This is a genomic window from Nocardia sp. NPDC004718, from assembly GCF_053601535.1.
The window spans coordinates 12,658-35,688 of the sequence record NZ_JBSGCA010000051.1 but is presented as its reverse complement, the minus strand read 5'-3'; the positions used below and the strand labels follow the sequence as shown (position 1 = coordinate 35,688).

The following is a 23,031-nucleotide window of genomic DNA, read 5'->3' as shown; positions in this document are numbered from 1 at the left end:
CGTCGGATAGAGTCACGCTGTCGAAATCGAGCAGCACGGGGAGGGCCGTGATGCGTCATCTCGCCATTTCCATTCTCGGATCCACTATGGCGGCGGTCGCCACCGTGGGGCTGTCCGCAGCACCGGCCGGCGCTACCACGAACGACACTTACGTCGACTGGTTCGACTGCCGCCCCGGTGGAGGGCACACCGCGGTCGCGATGGACGGCGTGGAGTACTGCTACGGCGGAATACACAACGGCAAGATTGTGATCTACCCCACATAGATTTCTTTTCTTGTGCCTGCGGTGGGTGCTGTACGGCCTGGAAAGCCCCGACAACACCCACCGTTCATTTCCCGGTCGGCTATCAATGGACGACCCGCTGACCGGGCCAGGTAGCCTGGTTACGTGTTCAGCAACATCGGCTGGAGCGAGATGGTCATCCTGCTCGTCGCCGCCCTCGTGATTCTCGGCCCGGAGCGCTTGCCCGGTGCCGTGCGCTGGACCACGCGCAGCCTGCGGCAGGTGCGCGATTACGCGAGTGGCGCCACGTCCCAGCTGAAAGAGGAGTTGGGGCCGGAGTTCGAGGATCTGCGTAAACCGCTGGCCGACCTGAACCAACTGCGCGGTATGACGCCGCGGGCGATGGTGACCAAACATCTTCTCAACGGCGATGATTCGCTGTTCCGGGATTTCGACAGCGCGCTGCCCGATCCCAAGGACCTCTACAGCACGAACAGCGGGATGCCGGACTATCCGATGCCCAAGTTGGATAAGCCGTTGGAGCGCAACGAACGTCCTCCGATCGACACCGACGCCACCTGAACGTCAAGAAGACTAGACGCATTGAGCTGTTCAGCTGTCTAGACTTCGCACATGTCGGCCGATGACGTGGCGCGCGTGTTCGCGATCGAGGACAAGGTCGAGCGACTGAAGGCGGCCACCGACGGGGTGGCGGCGGCCCAGCAGACCATCAACGAACTGACCAGGATTCGGCGTGCCGTGATCCGGGAGCTCCACGCCGAAGGCTGGACGTTCGCCAGAATCGGTGCGGCGGCCGGGCTTTCCCGAGCCCGTATCCACCAGGTGAGTACGCAGGGACCCGCGCCGGAAGGACTGTTCTTCGGGCACGGCACGCTCACCGTGCTCGTCCCGGAGGTGCGTGCGGGGCGGGTGATCGGCGCGCCGGATCCCGCGGCGCCGCAACGATTGGCCGAGCTGCTACGCGAACTCGGTTTCAGCGTGGCGATCGAGCATTTCCTACCGGGCCGTCCGGTCGACCTGCGGCGGGACGGCTTGATCGTGTTGGGCGGGCCGGAACTGTCCCCGAGCTTGCGTCAGTTGGTCGCCGCGGACCCACGATTGCGCCGCGCCGTAGCCAGAATGGGCGACGCGCGCCGGGGCATCGAGGACCGGGCGGCCCGGCGGGTCTACCGGCCGGGCGGACCCGAACCACACGACATCGCCTACCTGGGCAGGCTTCCCAGGCCCGACGGGGGGGGCAGCGTACTGATGATCGATGGCATGCATCCGCCGGGCTCGCTCGGCGCGATCCGGCTGCTCGCCACCCGGCTGGCCACCCTGCACGAACGAGCGAGCAATCACCTGTTCTCCGTGCTGATCGCCTGTCGCTTCGACCGTGCCACCGGCGAACCGCTGGAGGCCGACTTGCTCACGCCGGTCTACCGCCACGATCCCGAGAACAGGTCGCCCGCAACGGGTCTGCGCCGCTGAGCCGCGACCCGGGCAAAGGCGCTGCGGATCCGCCCCGAGATGCCCGGGGCGTCGGACATACTGACACAACAAGTTTCAGCAAATATCTGGTCATCATGACCGAGCGCAGAACGCGCGCAATCAATGCAGCAGCAGAAATGGCCCGGGCCGCCGAACGGGTACCACTGCCTCCGCCGATCACCTGGTCAAAGCGGCTCTGTCGATTCAAGAAAGCAGCCGCCCATTATGTGTCCCAGGTCACCACCCCTCTCTCGAGTGTGTTCATACGCGGATGATTGAATAGCTGGACGATAACCGCTCTCCGAGAAACGGCCGCGTGAGGCGTCCGGCAAGGAGGAAATCGTGAATCCGCTATTGCTGATCGGCGGGGCCGTCCTGGCGGTGGGCCTGGTCGGCCTGATCATCAGTGTGCTGCTGCGGCCGAGCGGGTCGAAGGCTCATGTGACCGTCGCCGATCTCCAGGCCCGGCTCGCGCGGGAGCAGTCGGCTCCGTCACCCGAAGCGGACGGCCCGGTGGACGGTGAACCGGAATCCGGCTCGCCGGATACCGCCGACTCCGAGTCGGTCGATCCCGGGCGCGAGGAACGCGAGCAATCCGGCACCGATGCCGACGAGCCCGGCGACGCCGCCGCGGGTTCGGCGCCCGAGGACGAGGCGAACCAGGTACTGCTGCCGGATCATCGTCGCCGCAACCAATAGCCTTCGGTTAACCGGCGACCGGCACCGCGGGAGTTCACCGATTTCTCGGGCTCAACGCGCCGCGGCCGGACCCGATGCGCGAAGCACCGGCTCCAAGCGCGCGTAACTCGGGTAATTGCTCACCCTGCTGTCGCACGAGGCGGTCACGTCGGCACATGTAGTGGAACGATCATCCCCGGACCCCGGGAGCTCGGAGCCGCGTCGACCGGTCCTGCGTCCACGGCCACAAGCCGTCGGATACGCCGAGGCAGTCGTCCTGACGTCGGGGCAAAAGCGCGGAACAGCGACGGGAACTCCACGCGCGGACGAGACGGCCATCTCCCTCGTCGCCCAGGTTCCGGCCGAGCGCGGCGGCACTCCACTTCCCCGACGCAGCGCATCGAGGGGGACCCATTCACCGCTGATCAGGCGGGTTGGACCGCCCGGCGGCGGGAATAACCGGCCACAGAGCCGCACATACCGGTCGGCGGCGCGTCCAATCCCACTTGCACGACGAGCTCACTCGGCCCACACTTGATTTGCTGAAAATTAACTGCACGTTGGTGACGGTGCGTTGCGCTTCGGCTCCGCCACGTTCTGCCCGGCCCGCCCCACCGAGAGGAGAAATGCGCCGTGACCGCCACCCAGATCGCCGTCCTCTGCTCGCTCGTCGGCGCGGCGAGCCTGCTCGCCACCATCGGGTTGCTGCACGGACCGGCGAACCGGCGGCGCCGGGTCGGCGTCACCGAGCACGTGATCGCGGAACAACTGCCCGCCCCCGCGCTCCCGGTCTGTCCGATCGGCAGGCCGCAGCGACTACCCGTCGAGCCGTTGACGGTGGCGGAGGCGCACGAACTCATGCAGCGGCACCGGATCTGTGAACCCTCCGAGTGCGTCCACAAGTACGCGGCCTTCCGGACTCTGATCGAGGCGGGATACATGCGCGACCCGCATGCGGAAGGGGCCTGACCCCCTCCGCATGCGGCGCGAGAACGGATCAGGCCGCGGCGCAGGCGGGCCGGAGGGTGTTCATCGGCGGGCGGTCCAGCAGGGAGACCTCGGTGCGGTGCGCGGTGAACTCGTCGCCGACCAGCGGGAACTGGGTCAGCGCGGCGCCGGAGTCCTGGATACCGCTGCGACCGAGCACGGTGCCGAGTATCTGGCGGCTCATCACCCCCAGGTCGGCCAGCGGGCGGTTGCGATGCGTGCGCACACCCAGGTTGACCTGGCCGATCGCGGACATGCCGAGCCGGTCGTAGGTGTCGAGCAACAGCCCGATCTCCACCCCGTAGCCCGGGGCGAACGGCACCGAGGTGAGCAGTTCGCGGGTGCCCGCGTACTCACCGCCGAGCGGCTGCAACACCTGCGACAGCTCCGGTCGCAGCGCGGCCAGCAGGGGCCGGGCGACCAGTTCGGTGACGCGGCCGCCGCCGTGCGCGTCCACCGCGCCGCCTTGCCGCAACGGCCTGCGGTAATACGCTTTGGCCAGGTGCATGTCGTCCACCGTGAGCAGCGGACCGAGCAGCTTCGGCACGAAGGCGGGATCCGGGTCGATGAGGTCGGAGTCGACGAAGGCGATCAGATCCCCGCTGGTCACCGCCAGCGAGCGCCACAGCACCTCGCCCTTGCCCGCAACCGGCTCCAGCTCCGGAACCGCCTGCTCGCGGCTGATCACCTCGGCGCCCGCGGCGCGGGCCCGCTCCGCGGTGGCGTCGGTCGAGCCGGAGTCCAGCACGATCAGCTCGTCCACCAGCGTGCCGAGCAGCGGCCGGATGCTGGCCACCACGTCGGCCACGGTCCGTTCTTCGTTCAGCGCGGGCAGCACCACCGACACGGTGCGCCCGGCTTTCGCGGAGACGAGTTCGTCCACGCGCCAGTTGGGGGTGTCCCAGGTATTGGTCGTCGCCCAGGCGGGCTCACGGTGTTGAAATGTCATGCCAGACCTCGCAAGGTTCGTGCGGGGGGCCGGATGCCCTGGATAGCGGCGATCATGTCCACGACCCGCCGGGTCGCTGCGACTTCGTGGACACGAAAGACTCTGGCGCCTGCCGCCGCCGACCACGCTGTCGCCGCCAATGTGCCCTCCAGCCGTTCGGAAAGACCGACACCTAGAGTCTCCCCGATGAAATCCTTGTTGCTCAGCGCCATCAAGACTGGCCATCCGGTTTTTACAAGAACGTCCACTCGGCGCAACAGTTCGAGACCGTGATAAGTGTTTTTGCCGAAATCATGCGTCGGATCGATCAGGATCGAATCCCGGCGCACTCCCGCGGCCAGCGCTTCTTCGGCGGCCCGCACCACCGTTTCGGTGACCTCCTCCACCACGTCGGTGTAGCGGACGCGGTGCGGCCTGGTGCGCGGCACCGCGCCACCGGTATGGCTGCACACCACACCCGCACCGTGCGCGGCGGCCACCGGAACGAGATCGGGGTCGGCGCCGGCCCAGGTGTCGTTGATCAGATCCGCCCCCTCGCCCACCGCCGCCAGCGCGACATCGGCGCGCCAGGTGTCGACGCTGATCAGTAGCTCCGGGTACTTCGCCCGAATGGCCGCGACGAACGGCACCACCCGGCGCGTCTCCTCGGCCGCGTCCACCGAATCACCCGGCCCGGCTTTCACCCCGCCGATGTCGACGAGATCGGCGCCCTCGTCCACCGCGCGCGCCACGGCATCCATGGCCGCCGCATCGGTGAACGTGGCGCCGCGGTCGTAGAACGAGTCCGGGGTGCGGTTCACGATCGCCATCACGAGCGCCCGATCCGTCGCCACCGGCCGCCCGCACAGCGTGGGAAGCGGCGCCGCGGTCGAGCTGAACATGTCGCTCTCCCGCCTCTCCGCGAATCAGGCCGTACAAATCAGGAGACAGGGATCGCGGACAGGTCGTGCCGCCGGGGCATGGGCGTACCCGACGAGTAACCCGTGTGCTCGCGAAACCAGTGGTCTCCTAATTCTCAGACCGTACCAGTCGAGTGCCACAAGATCAGCCCGCAGTCCTGCGGCGGAGGCGGGGGAACCACCGCCACCAGGCTCTTTCCGGAGACGCCGTCAGCTCTTCGGGGCGCGGCCCGCGGCTACGTCGGCGGCGTAATCGGCGTAGGCGGGGATGTATCCCTCGGTGCGGCCCGCGAGCACGTACCGCGTGCTGTCGGGATCGTCGGCGTAGCCCTGCTTGCGCAGGTCCACCTTGCGGCTCTTGAACGTCGAAGTCTGTTCCAGCTCGTGCACGATGCGAATGAACAGCGGCACGGCGTAACCCGGCAATTGGTCGTAGGCCAGCTTCGCCACCGCCGCACCGTCGAATTCCGCGCCCGGATGCAGCGTCACCGCGGCCATGCCTGCCTTGCCGTCGGTTCCTGGGATGTCGACGCCGTAGACCACCGCCTGCTCGATCGACTCCGCCTTGCTCAGCGCGCCCTCCACTTCGGTGGTCGCCACGTTCTCCCCCTTCCAGCGGAACGTGTCGCCGAGCCGGTCCACGAACGCGATGTGGTGCCAGCCCTGGTCGCGCACCAGGTCGCCGGTGTCGAACCAGACGTCCCCGGATTCGAAGCCGTCGCGCACCAGCTTGGCCTCGGAGGCGGCCTTGTCGGTGTAACCGTCGAACGGGGAGCGGTCGGTGACCTTGGCCAACAGCAGGCCGACGCCACCGGCGCCGACCCTGCGCAGGCGGCCGTTCCTGTCGCGCTTCGCCTTCCCGGTCTCCTCGTCGTACTCCACGACGGCATACGGCAGCGGACCGAAACCCGCCGTCCGGTCCACGCCGAATGCGTTGACGAAGGCGATGTTCGCCTCGCTCGCACCGTAGAACTCCACGATGCGCTCGATGCCGAACCGGGACTTGAACTCGTCCCACAATTCCGGACGCAATCCGTTGCCGACGGCGAGCCGGATCGAGTGCTGCCGGTCGGTCGGCTCGGCCGGCTGGTTGATCAGGTAGCGGCACAGTTCGCCGATGTAGATGAACGCCGTGGCCTGTTCGCGAATGACCTCGTCCCAGAACCGGGACGCGGAGAAACTCCGGCCGAGGGCGAACGTGCCGCCCGCGGCCAGGACCGCGGACAACGCGACCGTGAGCGCGTTGTTGTGGTAGAGCGGCAGGCAGCAGTACAGGGTGTCGTTGCCGCGCAGGCGGATTCCCAGGCCACCGAGTCCGCCCATGCTCTTGGTCCAGCGCAGATGGGTCATGACGCTGGCCTTCGGCAGCCCGGTGGTGCCGGAGGTGAAGATGAGGAACGCCCGCTCGCGCGCGGTGACCTCCGCACAGCTCGCCGGGTCGCCGTCGTCGGCGTCGCGGGCCGCGTCGCGGAGTTCGTCGGCCGCGAGCACGTTGGCGGGCGGTTCGGGCAGCGAGTCGATCGCCTCGGCGCACTCCGCCCCCACCACGTTCAGCACGCTGTCGAGCAGGCCGAGGCTGTGCGCCAGCACCTGGTCGCGCTGATGATGGTTGAGCAATCCGACGGTGGCCCCGAGCTTGACCGTCGCCAGCACGACGAACAGGGTTTCCGGCCGGTTGGTCATCAGCACGCCCACCACGTCGCCGCGCCGCACCCCGCGCGCCGCGAGCACGCTCGCGTACCGGTTCACCTCCGCGTTGGCCTCGCCGTAGGTGTAGCTCGCGCCCTCGAACCGCAGGAACAGGCGGTCCGGATGCCGGTGGGCGTTGCGCTGGAAATACAGCCCGACCGACGACTTGGAATCCGGCGTCACGAGCATGTTCAACGCGTTGCGGAGCATGCCGGGCGCATCCAGGGCCATCGCGGGGAGATGCCTGGCGAGGTCGACCAAACTCACCGTCGAGCGGGCATCGGTGCTCACGTCTTCAGCTCTCCTCACGGGGTAGGCGCGCCTCCAATGCCGCGAAAGCGGACGGGAGATCGGTCACCACGGTAATCCGGGACAACGCTGTCTGGGGCACGAACTTCCGCTCATACAGCTCGTCCAGCCAGGAGAACAACCCGCGGAAGAATCCATTGGGATCCAGCACAACAACGGGTTTCTCGTGCTGTCCCAGATAGCCGCCGGTCCAGGTCTCGAAGAACTCCTCGAGTGTGCCGATGCCGCCGGGCAGGGTGAGGAAAGCGTCGGCGCGGTCCTCCATCACCTGCTTGCGCTGGCGCATGGTGTCGGTGACGACGAGTTCGTCGGCGTCGACGTCGGCGACCTCCCGGTGCACCAGGTGCTTGGGGATCACACCGATGGTGTTCGCGCCGCCGGCGCGCGCCGCGGTGGCGATCGCGCCCATCATCGAGACGTGACCGCCGCCGGACACCAGTTGCCAACCGCGCCGGGCGATCTCGGTGCCAACCCGGGCGGCCAGCGAAAGATAGTCCTGGTCGGTCGTGCTCGCCGAACAGTAGACACAGACGGCGAAAGGCCGCTCGCTCACCACTGATCCTCCGTCCCGATCGCGTCCTCGGCGCCGCCCGCTATCGCGGCCGCCTGAATGATGTTCACGACCTCCTCGACGCTGTCGGTCACGTGCAGCAGTCCGAGGTCGCCCGGAGAGATCTTGCCGGACCCGCCCAGCGAATCGCGCAGCCAATCGACCAGCCCGGACCAATACCTGGTGCCGAACAGGATGATCGGGAACCGGGTGATCTTGTGGGTCTGCACGAGCGTCAGCGCCTCGAACAACTCGTCGAGCGTGCCGAAGCCGCCGGGCAGGCAGATGAACGCCTGCGAGTACTTCACGAACATCGTCTTGCGGACGAAGAAGTACCGGAAATTGATGCCCAGGTCGACCCAGTCGTTGAGGCTCTGCTCGAACGGCAGCTCGATGCCGAGACCGATGGAGTAGCCGCCCGCCTCGCAGGCGCCTCGGTTGGCCGCCTCCATCGCGCCGGGACCGCCGCCGGTGATCACCGCGAAACCCGCCCGCGCCAGCGCGGCGCCGATGGCAAGTCCGGCCTGGTACTCCGGGTGGTCGGCGGAGGTGCGCGCCGAACCGAAGACCGTCACCGCTCGGGGCACCTCGGCGAGAGCGCCGAAGCCTTCGACGAACTCGGCCTGGATGCGCAGCACGCGCCATGGATCGGTGTGCACCCAGTCCGTGTCGCCGCGCCTGTCCAGCAAATTGCGGTCGGCGGTGCTGACGCCGTCGGCACGGTCGCGGCGGAACATGATCGGCCCGCGGAACTTCGGTGTCGACTTCGGCTGGTTGGCGACCTCACGGTCCGCGGCGTCGGTGGACATGCGTTCCACGCTACCGCCCGGCAAGAGCGTCTCACGGGCTGGACGGGAGAAGTCGTCCGACGTTCAGCCGGACGCGGGCGGGGCGAGACGCAGTCGCAATCTCGGCGGCCTGGGCGCACGTCACCGCGCGAATCGCGCGGGCGGCGAGCTGTTGCCGAAGGCAGGAAGGCCCGAGACTCTTGTGCGCGCAGCCGGTCAGTCCCCGGTGCCGCTCAGGTAGCTGCGCAGCATGGCGGTTACGGCGGTGATCTGGTCGACCGGCACGTGCTCGTCGCGCTTGTGCGCGAGGTTGGGATCGCCGGGGCCGAAGTTGACGGCGGGGATGCCGCGAGCCGCGAAACGCGAGACGTCGGTCCAGCCGTACTTCGCGCGCACACCGCCGCCGCCGTGGCGCTGTACCGACGCGATCAGGTCCTTGGCCGCCGGAGCGGTCAGCCCCGGCAGCGCGCCCGGCGCCGAGTCGGTCACTTCGAAGGACAACTCGAGCCCGGCGAAGACCTCGCGCACGTGCTCGACGGCTTGGTCGACGGTGCGGTCGGGCGCGAAACGGAAGTTGACGTCCAGTTCGGCGGCGTCCGGCACCACGTTGCCCGCCACGCCGCCGGTGACCCGGACCGCGGACAGTCCCTCGCGATAGACGCAGCCGTCGATGTCCACTTCCCGGGCGCGGTAGTCCGCGAGCCGCTGCAAGACCGGGGCCAAGCGGTGAATCGCGTTGTCGCCCAGCCATGCTCGCGCCGAGTGCGCGCGCACGCCCGAGGTGCTCAGCCGCACGCGCAGCGTGCCCTGGCAACCGGCCTCGATCCAGCCGCCGGACGGTTCGCCGAGCACCGCGAGGTCGCCGCTGAGCCAGTCGGGCAGGTCGCGTTCGATGTGCCCGAGGCCGTTGAACTCGGCGGCGATCTCCTCGCCGTCGTAGAAGATCAGGGTCAGGTCGTGCACCGGGTCGGCGACGGTGGCGGCCAGATGCAGGAAGACCGCATCGCCGGATTTCATGTCCACCGAGCCGCAGCCGTAGAAGACCTGTTCGCCCGTCGGGCCCACCGCGAACCGGCCGGGCACGTTGTCGGCGATCGGCACGGTGTCCAAGTGCCCGGCCAGGATCACCCGGGTCGGCAACCCGCGGTGGGTGCGTGCCAGCACCACGTTCCCGTGCCGGAGGATCTCGAAGCCCGTCGTCTGCTCCAGCAGTGCCCGCTCCACCGCGTCGGTGACGGCGGCCTCGTCGCGCGAGACACTCGGGATGTCGACGAGGGCGGCGGTCAGTGTGATCGGGTCCGCATGCAGGTCGATGGTCACGCGCTTCACCCTACGACCGCTCACCCGCCACGCCCGCACGCCAGTCCGCACCGGTCGGTGCGCCGCCCCTCGTCCGGGAACAGTCGTTGGTCGCGGCCGCACTCGGCCCGGACGCTCTTCGGCGCGGGAAAGGTGCGTGAGGTGGCGCGGGCCCGCGCGGAGCACTCGGTGGACGCGGTGGTCTTCGTGAAGCGCTGACCGTGGCAGCGGCAGCTTCCGACCAGGGCACTCGGCCGACCGGTCCCGGAGTTGGACGCGTATCGAACCCGGTGATCGCGGTCTCCGGAGCAGCCGAACCATTGCCGGTCGCGGGTCGGTAACCTCTAAGCCGTGAGTATCCAGGGAGCAGCAGCAATCGGTATCGCCAACGTGACCGCGGACGGGACCGTGCTGGACACGTGGTACCCGAACCCGCAGCTGGGCGAGTTCGCCGAGACCGGCAGCAAGCGGCTGGACGAGGCGCCCGCGGAATACGCGGCTCTGCTCGGCTTCGACGACGCCCGCGGGGTCGACGTGATCGCGGTGCACACCACGATCGCCGACCTGTCCGCCGCCCCGGTGGACGCGCACGACGTCTACCTGCGCCTGCACCTGCTCTCGCACCGCCTGGTCAAGCCGCACGAGGTGAGCTTGGACGGCCAGTTCGGACTGCTCACCAACGTGGTGTGGACCAACCACGGCCCCGCCGCGGTGGAGGGCTTCGAGGCCACCCGCGCCAAGCTGCGCGCCCGCGGCCCCGTCACGGTGTACAGCGTGGACAAGTTCCCGCGCATGGTCGACTACGTGCTGCCCTCCGGCGTCCGCATCGGCGACGCCGACCGGGTCCGCCTCGGCGCGCACCTGGCCTCCGGGACCACGGTCATGCACGAGGGCTTCGTCAACTTCAACGCGGGCACCCTCGGCGCGTCCATGATCGAGGGCCGCGTCTCCGCGGGCGTCGTGGTCGGCGACGGCTCCGACATCGGCGGCGGCGCGTCCACCATGGGCACCCTGTCCGGCGGCGGCACCACGGTCATCTCCATCGGCGAACGGTCCCTGCTCGGCGCGAACTCCGGCCTCGGCATCCCCCTCGGCAACGACTGCGTCCTGGAGGCAGGCCTCTACCTCACCGCGGGCACGAAGGTCACCACCCCCGACGGCACCTTGGTCAAGGCCGCCGAACTCGCAGGCCGCGACAACCTCCTCTTCCGCCGCAACTCCACCACCGGCGCGGTCGAAGTAGTCCCCCGCAAGGGCACCGGCATCGAACTCAACGCCGACCTCCACGCCAACGACTGAACCGTTCCGCGAGCGGCACATGGAGGAGAATCCTTCTCGCACTTCCGCGCAACCATGTGCCACTCACGGAGTCCGGATCAGGCCGAAGCCGCTTCCGAGAGCCCGAAGGCGATGACTCGGTGGGGATGGATGCGGATCATTTCGCGGGAGACGCCGGGGATGTACGGGTCGACGTCGGTGAGTGCTTCGGCGGTGCCGCGGATCTCGAGGCAGCGGACGCGCCACGGTTGGACCGACGCGACGTCGTCGACGACGAAGGCGACGTGGTCGTTGGTGGCGAGGTTGCGGAATTTCCACGAGTCGCCCATGTTCCAGCCCGCGATGTCGATGGTGCCCAGCTCGGCGTTGTAGCGGAAGCCGACCGGGTTGTTCTGCGGGGTGCCGTCGGGCCGGACGGTGGCCAGCCGGCCCAGCCGCTGGGTGTGCAGGTAGTCGATGTGTTCGGTGGTCAGAGTCGCAGTCATGCGCCGACCATAAAACCTCTACCTAACTCGAGGAGTCCCCGCGGTCAGCCCAGCTTCTTCTTCTGCACCTTGCCCATGGCGTTGCGCGGCAGCGCGTCGACCACCCGGATCTCGCGCGGGCGTTTGTGCACCGAGAGTTCGCCCGCCACATGGTCGATCAATTCACGCTCGGTCGCGGCGCCGCGCAGCACGACGAAGGCGGTGATGCGCTGGCCGAGATCGTCGTCGGGCAGGCCGACCACCGCGGCTTCCGCGACCGCAGGGTGACCGAGCAGCACCGTCTCGACCTCGCCCGCGCCGACCCGGTAACCACCGGACTTGATCAGATCCACCGATTCCCGGCCGACGATGCGATGAAAGCCTTCCGGGTCGATGGCGGCGACGTCGCCGGTCCGGAACCACCCGTCCTCGGTCCAGGTCCGCGCGGTCGCCTCCGGGCGATTCAGGTAACCGTCGAAGAGCATCGGTCCGGACACTTCCAAGCCCCCGATGCTCTCGCCGTCGTGCGGCACCGGAGCACCGGACTCGTCCCGGATCCGGGTGCGCACACCGCGCACCGGCAATCCGACCCAGCCCGGCCTGCGCTCACCATCGGCCCGGGTGGACAGCGTGATCATGGTTTCGCTCATGCCGTAGCGCTCGACCGGCGCGTGCCCGGTCAGCTCCCGCAGTCGCTCGAACACCGGCACCGGCAGCGGCGCGCTACCGGAGACCAGCAGCCGCGCGTCGGCCAATTGCTTCGCCGCGTCGGGGTCGTCGACCACCCGCGACCACACGGTGGGCACGCCGAAGTACAGCGAACCCTTGGCCGCCGCGTATGCCTGTGGCGTCGGCTTGCCGGTGTGGATCAGCGGACTGCCCACGCGCAGCGGACCGAGCAGGCCGAGGATCAGCCCGTGCACATGGAACAACGGAAGCCCGTGCACCAGCGTGTCACTCGCGGTCCAAGCCCATGCCTCGGCCAGGGCGTCCAGACCCGCGGCGATCGCGCCGCGACTGAGTAGCACGCCCTTGGGCAGGCCGGTGGTTCCCGAGGTGTACAGCACGAAAGCCGTGGTGGCCGGGTCGGGTTCGGGGTAGGTGTGCCAGGACCTGGCGTGCCGCCGCACCGGCACCACGGGCAGGTCGGCGCCCTCCGGCGCTTTCCCCAGCCACGCCTGAGCGCTCGAATCGGCCAGGATGTGCGCCCGTTCCGCGCTTCCGGAGTCCGGGGGCACCGGAACCACCGTGACGCCCGCGATCAGGCAGCCCACCACCGCGAGCACGGTTTCCACCGTCGGCTCGGCGAACACCGCCACCCGTTCCGCGCGTGCGACTCGTTCGGCCACCGAAGTGGCGGCGCCCAGCAGATCGCTGCGCGAGAGGGTGGCGCCGTCGATGGTGACGGCGTCGGGGATGTCCGCTCCGCCTGCGACGGCGAGCGGGTTCAGGGAGCTGAGCAGCAGCGGCGGACCGAACGGCATTCGCTCACGCTACTTCGGCGGATCAGCGGCGGTGTCGCGGCATCCCGCGCCGACCGGCGTCGAATGTGACGGTTGACACTCCCGCTGACGTGGTGAGAAGGTTGGTGCATAGCTTTCTCAGCACTGCGAGGTCGACGATGACGAGGCCACTTCCCGCGACGCATCGTCCCGAATCGCCGGACTCCTTCGACGTCGGGCGGTACCTCGACGGCGTGGCCGGCCTGTTCGGCGGCGTCGCGAACGTCATCATGCAGTTGAGCGCTCCGCCGGTCGGTTACGGCGTGCTGGAGAGCACCGTCGACAGCGGAAACGTCATGTTGCATCCGGTCAAACGGCTGCGCACCACGTTGACCTACCTTTCCGTAGCGATGCTCGGCACCGACGAGGAACGCGCCGCCTACCGCGAAGCGATCAACGTCTCGCATCGTCCGGTCCACTCCACCGACTCGAGCCCGGTGCACTACAACGCCTTCGATCCCACATTGCAACTCTGGGTCGCGGCCTGCCTGCATTGGGGAGCGCGGGATCTGTACGAGCGCATGCACGGCCCGATGGACGAAGCGACGGCCGACGCGTTCTACCGTCTCGGCGCCCGGCTCGGCACCACCCTCCAGATGCCCGCAGCGATGTGGCCTCCCGACCGCCGCGCCTTCGCCGAGTACTGGAGCGCGAATCTCGCCGCGACCAGCATCGATCCGACGGTCCGTGCCTACTTCGACGACCTCGTCGACCTACGCATGCTGCCGCGACCCGCGCAGCTGGCTTTCGGGCGCCTGCACCGCTTCTTCGTGACCGGATTGCTGCCCCGGCACCTGCGCGACGAGATGGGAATGACCTGGACCGACCGCGACGAACGCGTACTCGGCCACCTCCTGCGCGCCGTCGGGGCCGCCGAATCCCGGCTGCCGCGACCGATCCGCGCATTCCCGCTGAACGCCTATCTCCTTGATATGCGCATCCGGCGTCGACTCGGCCTTCGTCTCGTCTGAGCCAACCCTCGTTTCATTCCAGTTACTGATGGGCAATCGCATCTCGTATTGCTGATCGTGCCTGCACAGCGCCGTCCGACGCGACGTGACGCCACCAGCCAGGAGGAGACGATGGGCTACCGAACGACGTTGACCGCGCTGATCGCCTGCGGGTTCCTGGCACTGGCCGCGCCGGTCGCCCGTGCCGATGAATCCGCCGAAACCGAAGTGGCCGCGGTGCCGCCGCGCACAGCGATCTCCGTACGCACCTCGGTCGGCATCGGCTGGGGAACACCGAACGAACACGAGTCACGCTCGAGTCTGTCGCTGTCCAAGCTCTTCCTGGCCGACTACGCCCTGCGCCACGGCGACGGCTCGGCCGAGGACCGCATGCTGGGAGAGCAAATGATCCGCTACTCAGATGATGGAGCCGCGACCGTGATGGAGGCCAAGTATCCACAGGCCATCGCGGCCATCGCCGCCGAATACGGCCTCGCCCAGACGGTGCCGGGACCCAGTTGGGGCGCGGGGGCGACCAGCACGACGAACGTGTCCGACTTCCTCGCCACCAAATTGCGTACCGATCCCGGATCGCCGATCTTCGGATGGATGGCCGCAGCGGGATCGACGGCCCGAGACGGCACCGAACAGAACTGGGGCACCGCACGATGGCCCTTCGTCCAGGGCAGCAAATGGGGCTGGTCGGATTTCGGCGAGCCGGAGGTCGCCTCGACGTCCTACGGCCCCGGTTTCGCGGTGACCGCGCACACCCACGGCACCGCGGCCGAGCAGACCGCGGATGTCATGGCCGCGCTCGGGGCGATGCTCTTCGGCCTTCCGCAGCACCGCTGAAGTCAGCGCACCCGGAACGACACCACGACGTGATCGCGGGCGAACTGCCGGATCGACGCGTCGTCGCCGAGCGGGATGACGGTCTGCGGGGTCAGCGCCAGTGACAGCGCGGTGCGAGCGATCATCTCGGCCAGCGGCTCCGGATCGTATTCCGGCAACTTGCCTTCCCGCTGCAACCGCGTGACGAACTCGGCCAGGTAATCCCGGCCGAGTTCGATGACCGGCGCGCCCTGGGTGGTGAGGTACGGCAGCACGAGTTCGGGCTCGGTGGCCAGCAGCCGGTGGATCAGCTGGTTTCCTCGCAGGCCGTTGATGAACGCGGCGAACAGTTCGACGATCTGGTCCTCGGCGCTCGCGTCGCGATCGACCTGACGCTGGAGCGCGGCGTCGACCTCCTCGATGAAGTCGCGCGTCTGCCGCAGTCCGACGGCCCGGATCAGATCGGATTTGCTCGCGAAGCGGCGGTAGAGCGTGGCCAGCGACAATCCGCCGCGACGCGCCACTTCCACCATGCTGGTGCGCTTGATACCGAAGTCGAGGAACGCCAGCAGCGCCGCGTCCAGTACCCGCGCCTGGTTGCGATCCTCCGGGGCAGCGCTGCGCACCAGCGGCAGCAGTCTGGTCAGCCTGGCCATACCTCAACCCTATCCGCGACAGCGACACGATGACACTTTCAGCATTGCACACCATCACCGCCCATCCCCGGCGATTGACAGCCCACCGAGTCGATGAGAAAGTTAGGGCATTATCTTCTCATCGACCGATTCTCTGGGATCGGGCGGACACGAAAGACGAGGTCGACGATGACCGCGCCGCTGCGCACCGCCGAGCACGAACCGGATCCGAGCCAGACCCTCACCCCCGAGACGGTCGCGGAGTACGTCGACGGCGTCGCCGCCTTCCTCGGCGGCGCGGCGAACGTCATCATGCAGTTGAGCCTGCGCCCGGTCGGCCGCGGCGTGCTGGAGAGCACCGTCGACAGCGGCAAGGTCACGCTGCATCCGATCAAGCGGCTGCGCACCACCCTCACCTACATCGCCGTGGCGCTGCTCGGGTCGGATGACGAACGCGACGCCTACCGGGAGGCCGTCAACGTGTCGCACCGGTCGGTGCGCTCCACCGCCGCGAGCCCGGTCAAGTACAACGCCTTCGACCCGAATCTCCAACTGTGGGTCGCCGCGTGCCTGTACTGGGGCATCGATGACCTCTACACCCGGATGCACGGCCCGATGGACGACGCGACCGCCGACGCCTTCTACACCTACGCCGCCCGCCTGGGCACCACCCTGCAGATGCGGCCGGAGACGTGGCCGGCGAATCGCGCGGAGTTCCAGCGGTACTGGAACGAGAACCTGAAGCAGCGCGGCATCGAGCCGGAGCTGCGGGACTACTTCAACGGCCTGATCGACCTGAAGATGATGCCGCGACCGGTGCAGGTGGTCTTCGCCGGGCTACAGCGCTTCATGGTCACCGGTCTGCTTCCGCAGCACCTGCGCGACGAGATGGGCATGACCTGGACCGACCGCGACCAGCGGCGGTTGGACCGGCTGCTGCGCATCCTGGGAGCCGTGCACGGTCGGCTGCCCACGGTGGCACGCATGTTCCCGCTCAACGCCTATCTGTTCGACCTGCGCAGGCGCCTGCGGCAGGGAAAGCCGCTGGTGTGATCACCTCTCCATGTGCGGGTAGCGGAAGTCGACGGGCGGCACGAAGGTCTCCTTGATCGTCCGCGGCGCGACCCAGCGCAGCAGGTTCAACGGCGAGCCGGCCTTGTCGTCGGTGCCGGAGGCGCGCGCGCCGCCGAACGGCTGCTGCCCCACCACCGCGCCCGTGGGCTTGTCGTTGACGTAGAAGTTGCCCGCCGCGAAACGCAGTGCGGCGTCGGCCTGTTCGATAGCGTATCGGTCCTGCGCGAACACCGCGCCGGTCAGCGCGTAAGGCGCCGCCGACTCGACTTCGGCGAGTATCGCACTATAAGAGCCGGGTTCGGCGTCGTCGTAGACGTACACCGAAAGGATCGGGCCGAAATACTCGGTGGCGAACGATTCGTCGTGCGGATTGTCGGTCAGGAATACGGTCGGCCGGACGAACCAGCCTTCGCTGTCGTCGTAGGTTCCGCCGACCGGGATGGTGACGCCCGCGTCCGCGGCGCGCCGGATGGCCGCCGCATTCTTGTCGTACGCGCGCCGATCGATCAGCGCTCCACCGAAATTCGACAGGTCCGCGACGTCGCCATAGCTCAGCCGGTCGGCGTCGTGCAGGAACTCGTCGCCCATCGCGCGCCAGACCGACCGCGCGATGTAGGCACGCGAGGCCGCCGAGCACTTCTGACCCTGATACTCGTAGGCGCCGCGAATCAGGGCGGTGCGCAGCGCGCCGGGGTCGGCCGAGGAGTGCGCGACGATGAAGTCCTTGCCGCCGGTCTCCCCCACCAGGCGCGGATAGCCCTGATACCGAGCGATATTCGTGCCCACTTGCTGCCAGAGGTACTGGAACGTCTTGGTGGAACCGGTGAAATGGATACCGGCCAGCCGCGCATCGGCCAAGGCCACCTCCGACAGTTGCACCCCGTCGCCGGTGACCATGTTGATCACGCCGGGCGGCAAGCCCGCCGCCTCCAGCAGCCGCATCGTGTGGAACGCCGACAACGTCTGCGTCGGCGACGGCTTCCACACCACCGTGTTGCCCATCAGCGCGGGCGCGGTCGGCAGATTCCCGGCGATGGCGGTGAAGTTGAACGGTGTGATGGCGTAGACGAACCCTTCCAGCGGCCGATAGTCCATCCGGTTCCACACCCCGGCGCTGGAGCTGGGCTGTTGCTCCAGGATCTCCCGCGCGAACGCGACGTTGAACCGCCAGAAGTCGACCAGCTCGCACGGCGCATCGATCTCGGCTTGCTGGGCCGACTTCGACTGCCCGAGCATGGTGGCCGCGGCGATCGTCTCCCGCCACGGCCCGGCCAGCAGGTCCGCGGCGCGCAGCAGCACCGCGGCGCGCTCCTCGAACGGCAGCGCCCGCCAACCCGGGGCGGCGGCCATCGCGGCGTCGATGGCTCCGTGCGCTTCCGAATGGGTGGTGTCGGTGTAGGTCCCCAGCACGTGCCTGTGCCGATGCGGTGTGACGATGTCGTGCCGTTCGCCGAGGCCGGGGCGATGCTTGCCGCCGATGACCAGCGGCACGTCGACGGGTTCTGCGGACAGCTCGGCAAGCTTGCCGAGGAGTAACTCCCGTTCGGGGCTTCCGGGCGCGTAGGAGTGCACCGGCTCGTTGCCGGGCGTGGGGACAACCGTGACAGCGTCCATACCTCAGGCTAGCTCGCCGGGCTGGGCGGGCGCGGACGCCGACACGCCCCGCTGTGCCCGTTGTGCGACCGCGGCCTCGAGCGATTGCCGCGCTCGCGCGCAGCGGCGACGAAGGTGGTGTCAGCCCGCGGCAAGCCGTTCGGCCGCCGCCGCGATCCGCTCGTCGGTCGCGGTCAGCGCGATCCGCACGTGCTCGCTCGCGCCGGGGCCGTAGAAGTCGCCGGGCGCGGCGAGGATGCCGCGATCGGCCAGCCATTCCAACGTGGTCCGGCACGGCTCACCACGCGTCGACCACAGATACAGGGCCGCCTCGGAGTGATCGATCCGGAAACCCGCGGCCTCCAGAGCCTTTCGCAACACCTCGCGGCGGGCGCGGTACCGCTCGCGCTGGCGCGCCTCGTGCGCGTCGTCGCTGAGCGCCGCGGTCATCGCGGCCTGGATCGGGTACGGCACCATCATGCCCGCGTGCTTACGCACTTCGAGCAGTTCCGCGACCAGCTCCGGGTCGCCCGTCACGAATCCGGCGCGGTAGCTGGCCAGGTTGGAGGTTTTGGACAGCGAATGCACGGCCAGCAGGTTGGTGTGGTCGCCGTCGCATACCTCGGGGTCGAGCAAGGAGACGCCGCGACCCTCCCAGGTCAGTCCCAGGTAGCACTCGTCGGAGGCGACGATCACGCCGCGCTCCCGCGCGAAGGCGACCACCTTGCGCAGATGTTCGATGCCGAGTATCCGGCCGGTCGGGTTGGACGGCGAGTTCACGTAGATCAGCGCGGGCGTCTGCGGACCGAGCCGGGTCAGTCCGTCCGCGCGCAGCACCCGCGCGCCCGCCAGCAGCGCGCCGACCTCGTAGGTGGGGTAGGCGACCTCGGGGATGACGACCAGGTCGCCCGAGCCGAGCCCGAGCAGCCGGGGCAGCCCCGCGATCAGCTCTTTGGTGCCGATCGCGGGCAGCACGGCCGCGGGCTCGAGTCCGGTGATCCCGTAGCGCCGCTTCAGCGCGTCGACCGCGGCCGCGCGGAGCTCGGGGGTGCCATGCGTGGTCGGGTAACCGGGGACCGCCGCGACGGAGTTCAGCGCCGTCCGGATCAGCGGGTCGACCGGGTCGACCGGAGTGCCGACGGACAGGTCGACGATCCCGCCGGGGTGGGCGGCCGCCTTCGCCTTCACCGAAGCGATGGTGTCCCAGGGAAAATCGGGCAGCAGACTGCTGACCCGGCCACGCGGTGACACGTCAGGTCTCACTCACTCGCCATCGGGGGCAGTTCCTTGATGAACGGCGGGTCGTAGTCGACCTTGCCGACCTTGGTCGCGCCGCCGGGCGAGCCCAGCTCGTCGAAGAAATCGACGTTGGCGTTGACGTATCCGCTCCACTGGTCCGGGGTGTCGTCTTCGTAGAAGATCGCCTCCACCGGGCACACCGGCTCACATGCACCACAGTCCACGCATTCGTCGGGATGGATGTACAGCATGCGACCACCCTCGTAGATGCAGTCCACGGGGCATTCCTCGATGCATGCCTTGTCCTTCACGTCAACGCACGGTTCAGCGATGATGTACGGCACTGCCGCTCTCCTAGTCTGTCCTCGCCTGCGGGATAGTCCGCCCGGCGAAACCCTATCCCGGCAACCACACGTTACTACTGGTCAGCCTGCCCTAACTTCGGGGATCGCGCACGCCGACGCGAGGCCCGATTCGACTCCGCCACCCGACGTACGCGCTGGGGACCGCGTTGTGGGAGGTAGCGGCGGAACCTGCCACGGCGGGTCCGGCATTGCGCCGGTCCGGGCTGCCCGCGGCCGACCGGAAATCCGATCGCACCGCGGGCTGGAACCTATCGCCGTCGCCGGACCGCCCGGCGCGGCTCCCCCGTCAGTCGACCAATACCGCCTGAAGCCCCGGAGCGCCGGACAACCGCTTGTGCTTCGGGACGCCGTAGGTCGTCGTCCGTTCCCGGGCCGGTCGTCCGATGCCGGAGGCGATCTCCACCAACTCGGCGACCGTCTTGGCCGAGCCGTGCTGCGAGCCCGCCATCCGGGAGATGGTCTCCTCCATCAACGTGCCGCCCAGATCGTTGGCGCCACTGTTGAGCATCACCCGCGTTCCGGTGATGCCCAGCTTGACCCAGCTGGTCTGGATGTTGTGGATCCGGCCGTGCAGCATGATCCTGGCCAGCGCGTGCGCGGCGCGGTTGTCCCGGTTGGTCGGCCCGGGCCGCGCGGCGCCCGCCAGGTACAGCGGCGCGCTCTGGTGCACGAACGGCAGCAGCACGAATTCGGTGAAACCGCCGGTCTCGTCCTGGATTCCACGCAGCACCCGCAGATGCCCGACCCAGTGCTTCGGGTTGTCCACGTGGCCGTACATCATGGTCGAACTGGACCGGATGCCCACCTGGTGCGCCGTGGTGATCACCTCGATCCACGCCGAGGTGGGCAGTTTGCCCTTGGTGAGCACCCAGCGCACCTCGTCGTCCAGGATCTCCGCGGCGGTGCCGGGGATGGTGTCCAGGCCCGCCTCCTTCAGCGCGACCAGCCACTCCCGGACGCTCTGGCCGCCGCGCGAGGCGCCGTTCACGATCTCCATCGGGCTGAAGGCGTGCACGTGCATCGACGGCACCCGCTGCTTGACCGCCCGCACCAGATCCGCGTACCCGGTGACCGGCAGGTCGGGGTCGATGCCGCCCTGCATGCACACCTCGGTGGCACCGTCGACATGCGCCTCCCAGGCCCGGTCGGCCACCTCGTGCGTGCTCAGGGTGAACGCGTCCGCGTCGCCCTTGCGCTGGGCGAACGCGCAGAACCGGCACCCGGTGTAGCAGATGTTGGTGAAGTTGATGTTCCGGTTCACCACGTAGGTGACGTCGTCGCCGACGGTGTCGCGGCGCAGTTGATCGGCCAGCGCGGCGACCGCGTCCAGCTCCGCGCCGTCCGCCGTGGCCAGCGCCAGATACTCGGCGTCGCTGAGCCCGGCCGGATCGCGTTCGGCGGCGCGCAGCGCGGCGAGCACATCGGAGTCCAGCCGCTGCGGGACGGCGACGGCGAGATCGCGGGCCTGTTCACGAATGGTGTCCCAGTCGCCGAAGGCGCCTACGATGTCCTGCCCGATGGCAGCGTCGCTGCGGGCCTCGGTGTTGCGGCCCTCGGTGTCGATGGCGGTGTTGAGGTCGACGCGTCCGGCCGACTCCCAGGACTCGTCCGGCTCCTGCCAGGGCAGGCCGACCGGGATCGCGTCCGGATTCGCCAGCCCCGTCACCGGGTCGGTGAGCGCGGCGACGTGCGCGCCGATCCGCGGATCGACCCACGGATTGCCCGCTCGCACGTACTTCGGGTGCGCGGAGGTCCGCTCGACCAGCTGATAGCCCGCCGCCTCGGTGATCTCCCGCAACGTGTCCAGGTTCGGCCACGGCCGCTCCGGGTTCACGTGGTCGGGCGTCACCGGCGAGACGCCGCCCCAGTCGTCGATGCCCGCGTCGATCAGCGCGCGGCACTCGGCGTGCGAAACCAGATTCGGCGGCGCCTGCACCGGCACGTCCGGCCCGAGCAGCACGCGGGTGACCGCGATGGTGGCGAGGAATTCCTCCAGGCCCGCGTCCGGCACGTCCCGCATGGCGGTGTCGTCCTTGGCGCGGAAGTTCTGCACGATGACTTCCTGGATGTGTCCGAAAGCCTTGTGCTGCTTGCGAATCGCCATGATCGACTCGGCCCGCTCCGCCATCGTCTCGCCGATGCCGACCAGGATCCCGGTGGTGTAGGGCACCGAGAGCCGTCCCGCGTCGGTGATCGCCCGCAGCCGCACGGCCGGGTCCTTGTCGGGGCTGCCGTAATGGCAGTTGCCCTTCTCGGTGAACAACCGGGCCGAGGTGGTCTCCAGCATCATGCCCATGGACTGCGCCACCGGCTTGAGCCGCGCGATCTCCTCCCACGACATCACGCCCGGGTTCAGGTGCGGCAGCAGGCCGGTCTCCTCCAGCACCATGATCGACACGGCGCGCAGGTAGTCCAGCGTGGAGTCGTAGCCGCGCTCGTCGAGCCACTGCGCGGCCTCCGGCCAGCGATCCTCGGGCCGGTCACCCAGCGTGAACAGCGCCTCTTTGCAGCCGAGGGCCGCGCCCCTGCGTGCGATGTCGAGCACCTCGTCGGGTTCGAGGAACATGCCCTTGCCCTCGGCGCGCAACTTGCCGGGCACCGTGACGAAGGTGCAGTAGTGGCACTTGTCCCGGCACAGCCTGGTCAACGGGATGAAGACGTTGCGGGAATAGCTGATCGTCTTCGGACGCCCCGCGGACGCCAGCCCGGCGTCGCGCACCCGCGCGGCGCTGCGACAGAGATCGGCCAGGTCGTCACCGGTCGCGTGCAGCAGCACCGCGGCCTCGTCCACGTTCAACGTGACGCCGTCGCGGGCCCTGCGCAGCGCCCGGCGCATGGCCGATGGACTGGGCGGCGCGGATGGGACGCTCGGGTTCGGTAGGTCGGTCACGCCCTCGATCATGCGCTACACATCCGGAACTGTCTCCCTCCAGTGCTGGTTGCGACGAAGCGGACGAGTCACGGCTCCGCTCGCCACGGAGCCCACACGGGGACGTGGAGCACCGTTGAGCGTTGACAACTGTCCGGTACCCGAGGCTATTCCGGGGCGCCCGAGCCGCGCTGCCCGCGTTCGGTCCCCGATCGTGGCCTCGGTGAGCGCCGCCGATTCGACTCGTTGCGGCACACGCGGCCCTTGCGGGTGAGGCCGAGCGCCAACTCATCGGCAACCGCCCGAGGCGCCCGAAACGGTTGTCCTACAACGGGGCTCGTTTCGCGGTAGGAAGCCCTCTGCGGCCC

The 23,031-nt window shown here is 68.8% G+C and carries 22 protein-coding genes; 9 read left to right on the top strand and 13 right to left on the bottom strand.

Annotated elements, in window-relative coordinates:
* Window positions 1–50: 50 nt before the first annotated feature.
* The 5 genes from ACWEH3_RS29275 (at window position 51) to ACWEH3_RS29255 (ending at window position 3,362) form a co-directional block, all read left to right on the top strand.
* Entirely contained in the window at window positions 51–266 is a 216-nt protein-coding gene (locus ACWEH3_RS29275) for a hypothetical protein (RefSeq protein WP_450022833.1), read from the top strand.
* Window positions 267–389: 123 nt separating this feature from the next.
* Window positions 390–806 (top strand): Sec-independent protein translocase protein TatB, encoded by a 417-nt coding sequence (gene tatB, locus ACWEH3_RS29270; protein WP_067804157.1) that lies wholly within the window; start codon window positions 390–392, stop codon window positions 804–806.
* A gap of 51 nt (window positions 807–857) precedes the next feature.
* Entirely contained in the window at window positions 858–1,715 is an 858-nt protein-coding gene (locus ACWEH3_RS29265; RefSeq protein WP_450022835.1) for a hypothetical protein, read from the top strand.
* A gap of 342 nt (window positions 1,716–2,057) precedes the next feature.
* A complete protein-coding gene (locus tag ACWEH3_RS29260; protein ID WP_450022837.1) occupies window positions 2,058–2,414 on the top strand; it encodes a hypothetical protein in 357 nt (118 codons plus the stop codon).
* A gap of 612 nt (window positions 2,415–3,026) precedes the next feature.
* Complete coding sequence (locus tag ACWEH3_RS29255; RefSeq protein ID WP_450022839.1) at window positions 3,027–3,362, top strand: hypothetical protein; 336 nt, start codon at window positions 3,027–3,029, stop codon at window positions 3,360–3,362.
* Between the two features lie 28 nt (window positions 3,363–3,390).
* Here ACWEH3_RS29255 and ACWEH3_RS29250 read toward each other — a convergent pair whose 3' ends face one another.
* The 6 genes from ACWEH3_RS29250 to dapE all read right to left on the bottom strand — a co-directional run bounded on the left by ACWEH3_RS29250 (window position 3,391) and on the right by dapE (window position 9,884).
* Window positions 3,391–4,329, bottom strand: coding sequence for a glucosyl-3-phosphoglycerate synthase (locus ACWEH3_RS29250; protein ID WP_450022841.1), 939 nt, complete (start codon window positions 4,327–4,329; stop codon window positions 3,391–3,393).
* A complete protein-coding gene (gene folP / locus ACWEH3_RS29245; protein ID WP_379255963.1) occupies window positions 4,326–5,210 on the bottom strand; it encodes a dihydropteroate synthase in 885 nt (294 codons plus the stop codon). The genes ACWEH3_RS29250 and folP overlap by 4 nt, the downstream gene beginning before the upstream one ends.
* Before the next feature lie 228 nt (window positions 5,211–5,438).
* Window positions 5,439–7,208, bottom strand: a complete 1,770-nt coding sequence (locus ACWEH3_RS29240; protein WP_450022843.1) for a long-chain-acyl-CoA synthetase — start codon at window positions 7,206–7,208, stop codon at window positions 5,439–5,441.
* A gap of 4 nt (window positions 7,209–7,212) precedes the next feature.
* Window positions 7,213–7,782 carry an LOG family protein gene (locus ACWEH3_RS29235; protein ID WP_379255965.1) on the bottom strand — a complete coding sequence of 190 codons (570 nt, stop codon included), beginning with the start codon at window positions 7,780–7,782 and terminating at the stop codon, window positions 7,213–7,215.
* Complete coding sequence (locus ACWEH3_RS29230; RefSeq protein WP_450022846.1) at window positions 7,776–8,585, bottom strand: LOG family protein; 810 nt, start codon at window positions 8,583–8,585, stop codon at window positions 7,776–7,778. The genes ACWEH3_RS29235 and ACWEH3_RS29230 overlap by 7 nt, the downstream gene beginning before the upstream one ends.
* A gap of 195 nt (window positions 8,586–8,780) precedes the next feature.
* Entirely contained in the window at window positions 8,781–9,884 is a 1,104-nt protein-coding gene (dapE, locus tag ACWEH3_RS29225; protein WP_450022848.1) for a succinyl-diaminopimelate desuccinylase, read from the bottom strand.
* A 330-nt stretch (window positions 9,885–10,214) separates the two neighbouring features.
* Here dapE and dapD point away from each other — a divergent pair, with 330 nt between their 5' ends.
* A complete protein-coding gene (gene dapD, locus ACWEH3_RS29220; RefSeq protein WP_379255967.1) occupies window positions 10,215–11,162 on the top strand; it encodes a 2,3,4,5-tetrahydropyridine-2,6-dicarboxylate N-succinyltransferase in 948 nt (315 codons plus the stop codon).
* A 77-nt stretch (window positions 11,163–11,239) separates the two neighbouring features.
* On the opposite strand, the gene ACWEH3_RS29215 is transcribed toward dapD, so the two are convergent.
* Both ACWEH3_RS29215 and ACWEH3_RS29210 read right to left on the bottom strand, forming a co-directional pair.
* Window positions 11,240–11,626 (bottom strand): PPOX class F420-dependent oxidoreductase, encoded by a 387-nt coding sequence (locus ACWEH3_RS29215; protein WP_450022850.1) that lies wholly within the window; start codon window positions 11,624–11,626, stop codon window positions 11,240–11,242.
* 44 nt (window positions 11,627–11,670) lie between these two features.
* Window positions 11,671–13,089, bottom strand: coding sequence for an acyl-CoA synthetase (locus ACWEH3_RS29210; protein ID WP_450022852.1), 1,419 nt, complete (start codon window positions 13,087–13,089; stop codon window positions 11,671–11,673).
* Between the two features lie 137 nt (window positions 13,090–13,226).
* Between ACWEH3_RS29210 and ACWEH3_RS29205 the strand changes: the two genes are divergently transcribed.
* Window positions 13,227–14,078 (top strand): oxygenase MpaB family protein, encoded by an 852-nt coding sequence (locus ACWEH3_RS29205; protein ID WP_450022854.1) that lies wholly within the window; start codon window positions 13,227–13,229, stop codon window positions 14,076–14,078.
* Between the two features lie 111 nt (window positions 14,079–14,189).
* Complete coding sequence (locus ACWEH3_RS29200; RefSeq protein WP_450022856.1) at window positions 14,190–14,909, top strand: hypothetical protein; 720 nt, start codon at window positions 14,190–14,192, stop codon at window positions 14,907–14,909.
* A 2-nt stretch (window positions 14,910–14,911) separates the two neighbouring features.
* On the opposite strand, the gene ACWEH3_RS29195 is transcribed toward ACWEH3_RS29200, so the two are convergent.
* The gene (locus ACWEH3_RS29195; protein WP_450022858.1) at window positions 14,912–15,544 is read right to left on the bottom strand and encodes a TetR/AcrR family transcriptional regulator; all 633 of its coding nucleotides are present in this window, start codon (window positions 15,542–15,544) and stop codon (window positions 14,912–14,914) included.
* Window positions 15,545–15,712: 168 nt separating this feature from the next.
* On the opposite strand from ACWEH3_RS29195, the gene ACWEH3_RS29190 reads away from it, so the two are divergent.
* Window positions 15,713–16,576: an oxygenase MpaB family protein gene (locus tag ACWEH3_RS29190; protein ID WP_450022860.1), complete on the top strand. Its 864-nt coding sequence runs from the start codon at window positions 15,713–15,715 to the stop codon at window positions 16,574–16,576.
* On the opposite strand, the gene pruA is transcribed toward ACWEH3_RS29190, so the two are convergent.
* The 4 genes from pruA to ACWEH3_RS29170 all read right to left on the bottom strand — a co-directional run bounded on the left by pruA (window position 16,577) and on the right by ACWEH3_RS29170 (window position 22,696).
* Complete coding sequence (pruA, locus tag ACWEH3_RS29185) at window positions 16,577–18,211, bottom strand: L-glutamate gamma-semialdehyde dehydrogenase (protein WP_450022862.1); 1,635 nt, start codon at window positions 18,209–18,211, stop codon at window positions 16,577–16,579.
* 120 nt (window positions 18,212–18,331) lie between these two features.
* On the bottom strand, window positions 18,332–19,453 hold the full coding sequence (gene dapC, locus ACWEH3_RS29180) for a succinyldiaminopimelate transaminase (protein WP_450022864.1): 1,122 nt from the start codon (window positions 19,451–19,453) through the stop codon (window positions 18,332–18,334).
* On the bottom strand, window positions 19,450–19,773 hold the full coding sequence (fdxA, locus tag ACWEH3_RS29175; protein ID WP_014987978.1) for a ferredoxin: 324 nt from the start codon (window positions 19,771–19,773) through the stop codon (window positions 19,450–19,452). The genes dapC and fdxA overlap by 4 nt, the downstream gene beginning before the upstream one ends.
* A gap of 307 nt (window positions 19,774–20,080) precedes the next feature.
* Window positions 20,081–22,696: a bifunctional FO biosynthesis protein CofGH gene (locus ACWEH3_RS29170; RefSeq protein WP_450022866.1), complete on the bottom strand. Its 2,616-nt coding sequence runs from the start codon at window positions 22,694–22,696 to the stop codon at window positions 20,081–20,083.
* Window positions 22,697–23,031: the final 335 nt, after the last annotated feature.

Bases quoted from the DNA above. Each gene is read 5' to 3' on its own strand.
- ACWEH3_RS29265 (WP_450022835.1), top strand. From the start codon at position 858: ATGTCGGCCGATGACGTGGCGCGCGTGTTCGCGATCGAGGACAAGGTC.
- ACWEH3_RS29210 (WP_450022852.1), bottom strand. From the start codon at position 13,089: ATGCCGTTCGGTCCGCCGCTGCTGCTCAGCTCCCTGAACCCGCTCGCC.
- ACWEH3_RS29170 (WP_450022866.1), bottom strand. From the start codon at position 22,696: ATGATCGAGGGCGTGACCGACCTACCGAACCCGAGCGTCCCATCCGCG.
- ACWEH3_RS29195 (WP_450022858.1), bottom strand. From the start codon at position 15,544: ATGGCCAGGCTGACCAGACTGCTGCCGCTGGTGCGCAGCGCTGCCCCG.
- ACWEH3_RS29205 (WP_450022854.1), top strand. From the start codon at position 13,227: ATGACGAGGCCACTTCCCGCGACGCATCGTCCCGAATCGCCGGACTCC.
- ACWEH3_RS29230 (WP_450022846.1), bottom strand. From the start codon at position 8,585: ATGTCCACCGACGCCGCGGACCGTGAGGTCGCCAACCAGCCGAAGTCG.
- pruA (WP_450022862.1), bottom strand. From the start codon at position 18,211: ATGGACGCTGTCACGGTTGTCCCCACGCCCGGCAACGAGCCGGTGCAC.
- folP (WP_379255963.1), bottom strand. From the start codon at position 5,210: ATGTTCAGCTCGACCGCGGCGCCGCTTCCCACGCTGTGCGGGCGGCCG.
- ACWEH3_RS29275 (WP_450022833.1), top strand. From the start codon at position 51: ATGCGTCATCTCGCCATTTCCATTCTCGGATCCACTATGGCGGCGGTC.
- ACWEH3_RS29215 (WP_450022850.1), bottom strand. From the start codon at position 11,626: ATGACTGCGACTCTGACCACCGAACACATCGACTACCTGCACACCCAG.
- ACWEH3_RS29190 (WP_450022860.1), top strand. From the start codon at position 15,713: ATGACCGCGCCGCTGCGCACCGCCGAGCACGAACCGGATCCGAGCCAG.
- ACWEH3_RS29200 (WP_450022856.1), top strand. From the start codon at position 14,190: ATGGGCTACCGAACGACGTTGACCGCGCTGATCGCCTGCGGGTTCCTG.
- ACWEH3_RS29250 (WP_450022841.1), bottom strand. From the start codon at position 4,329: ATGACATTTCAACACCGTGAGCCCGCCTGGGCGACGACCAATACCTGG.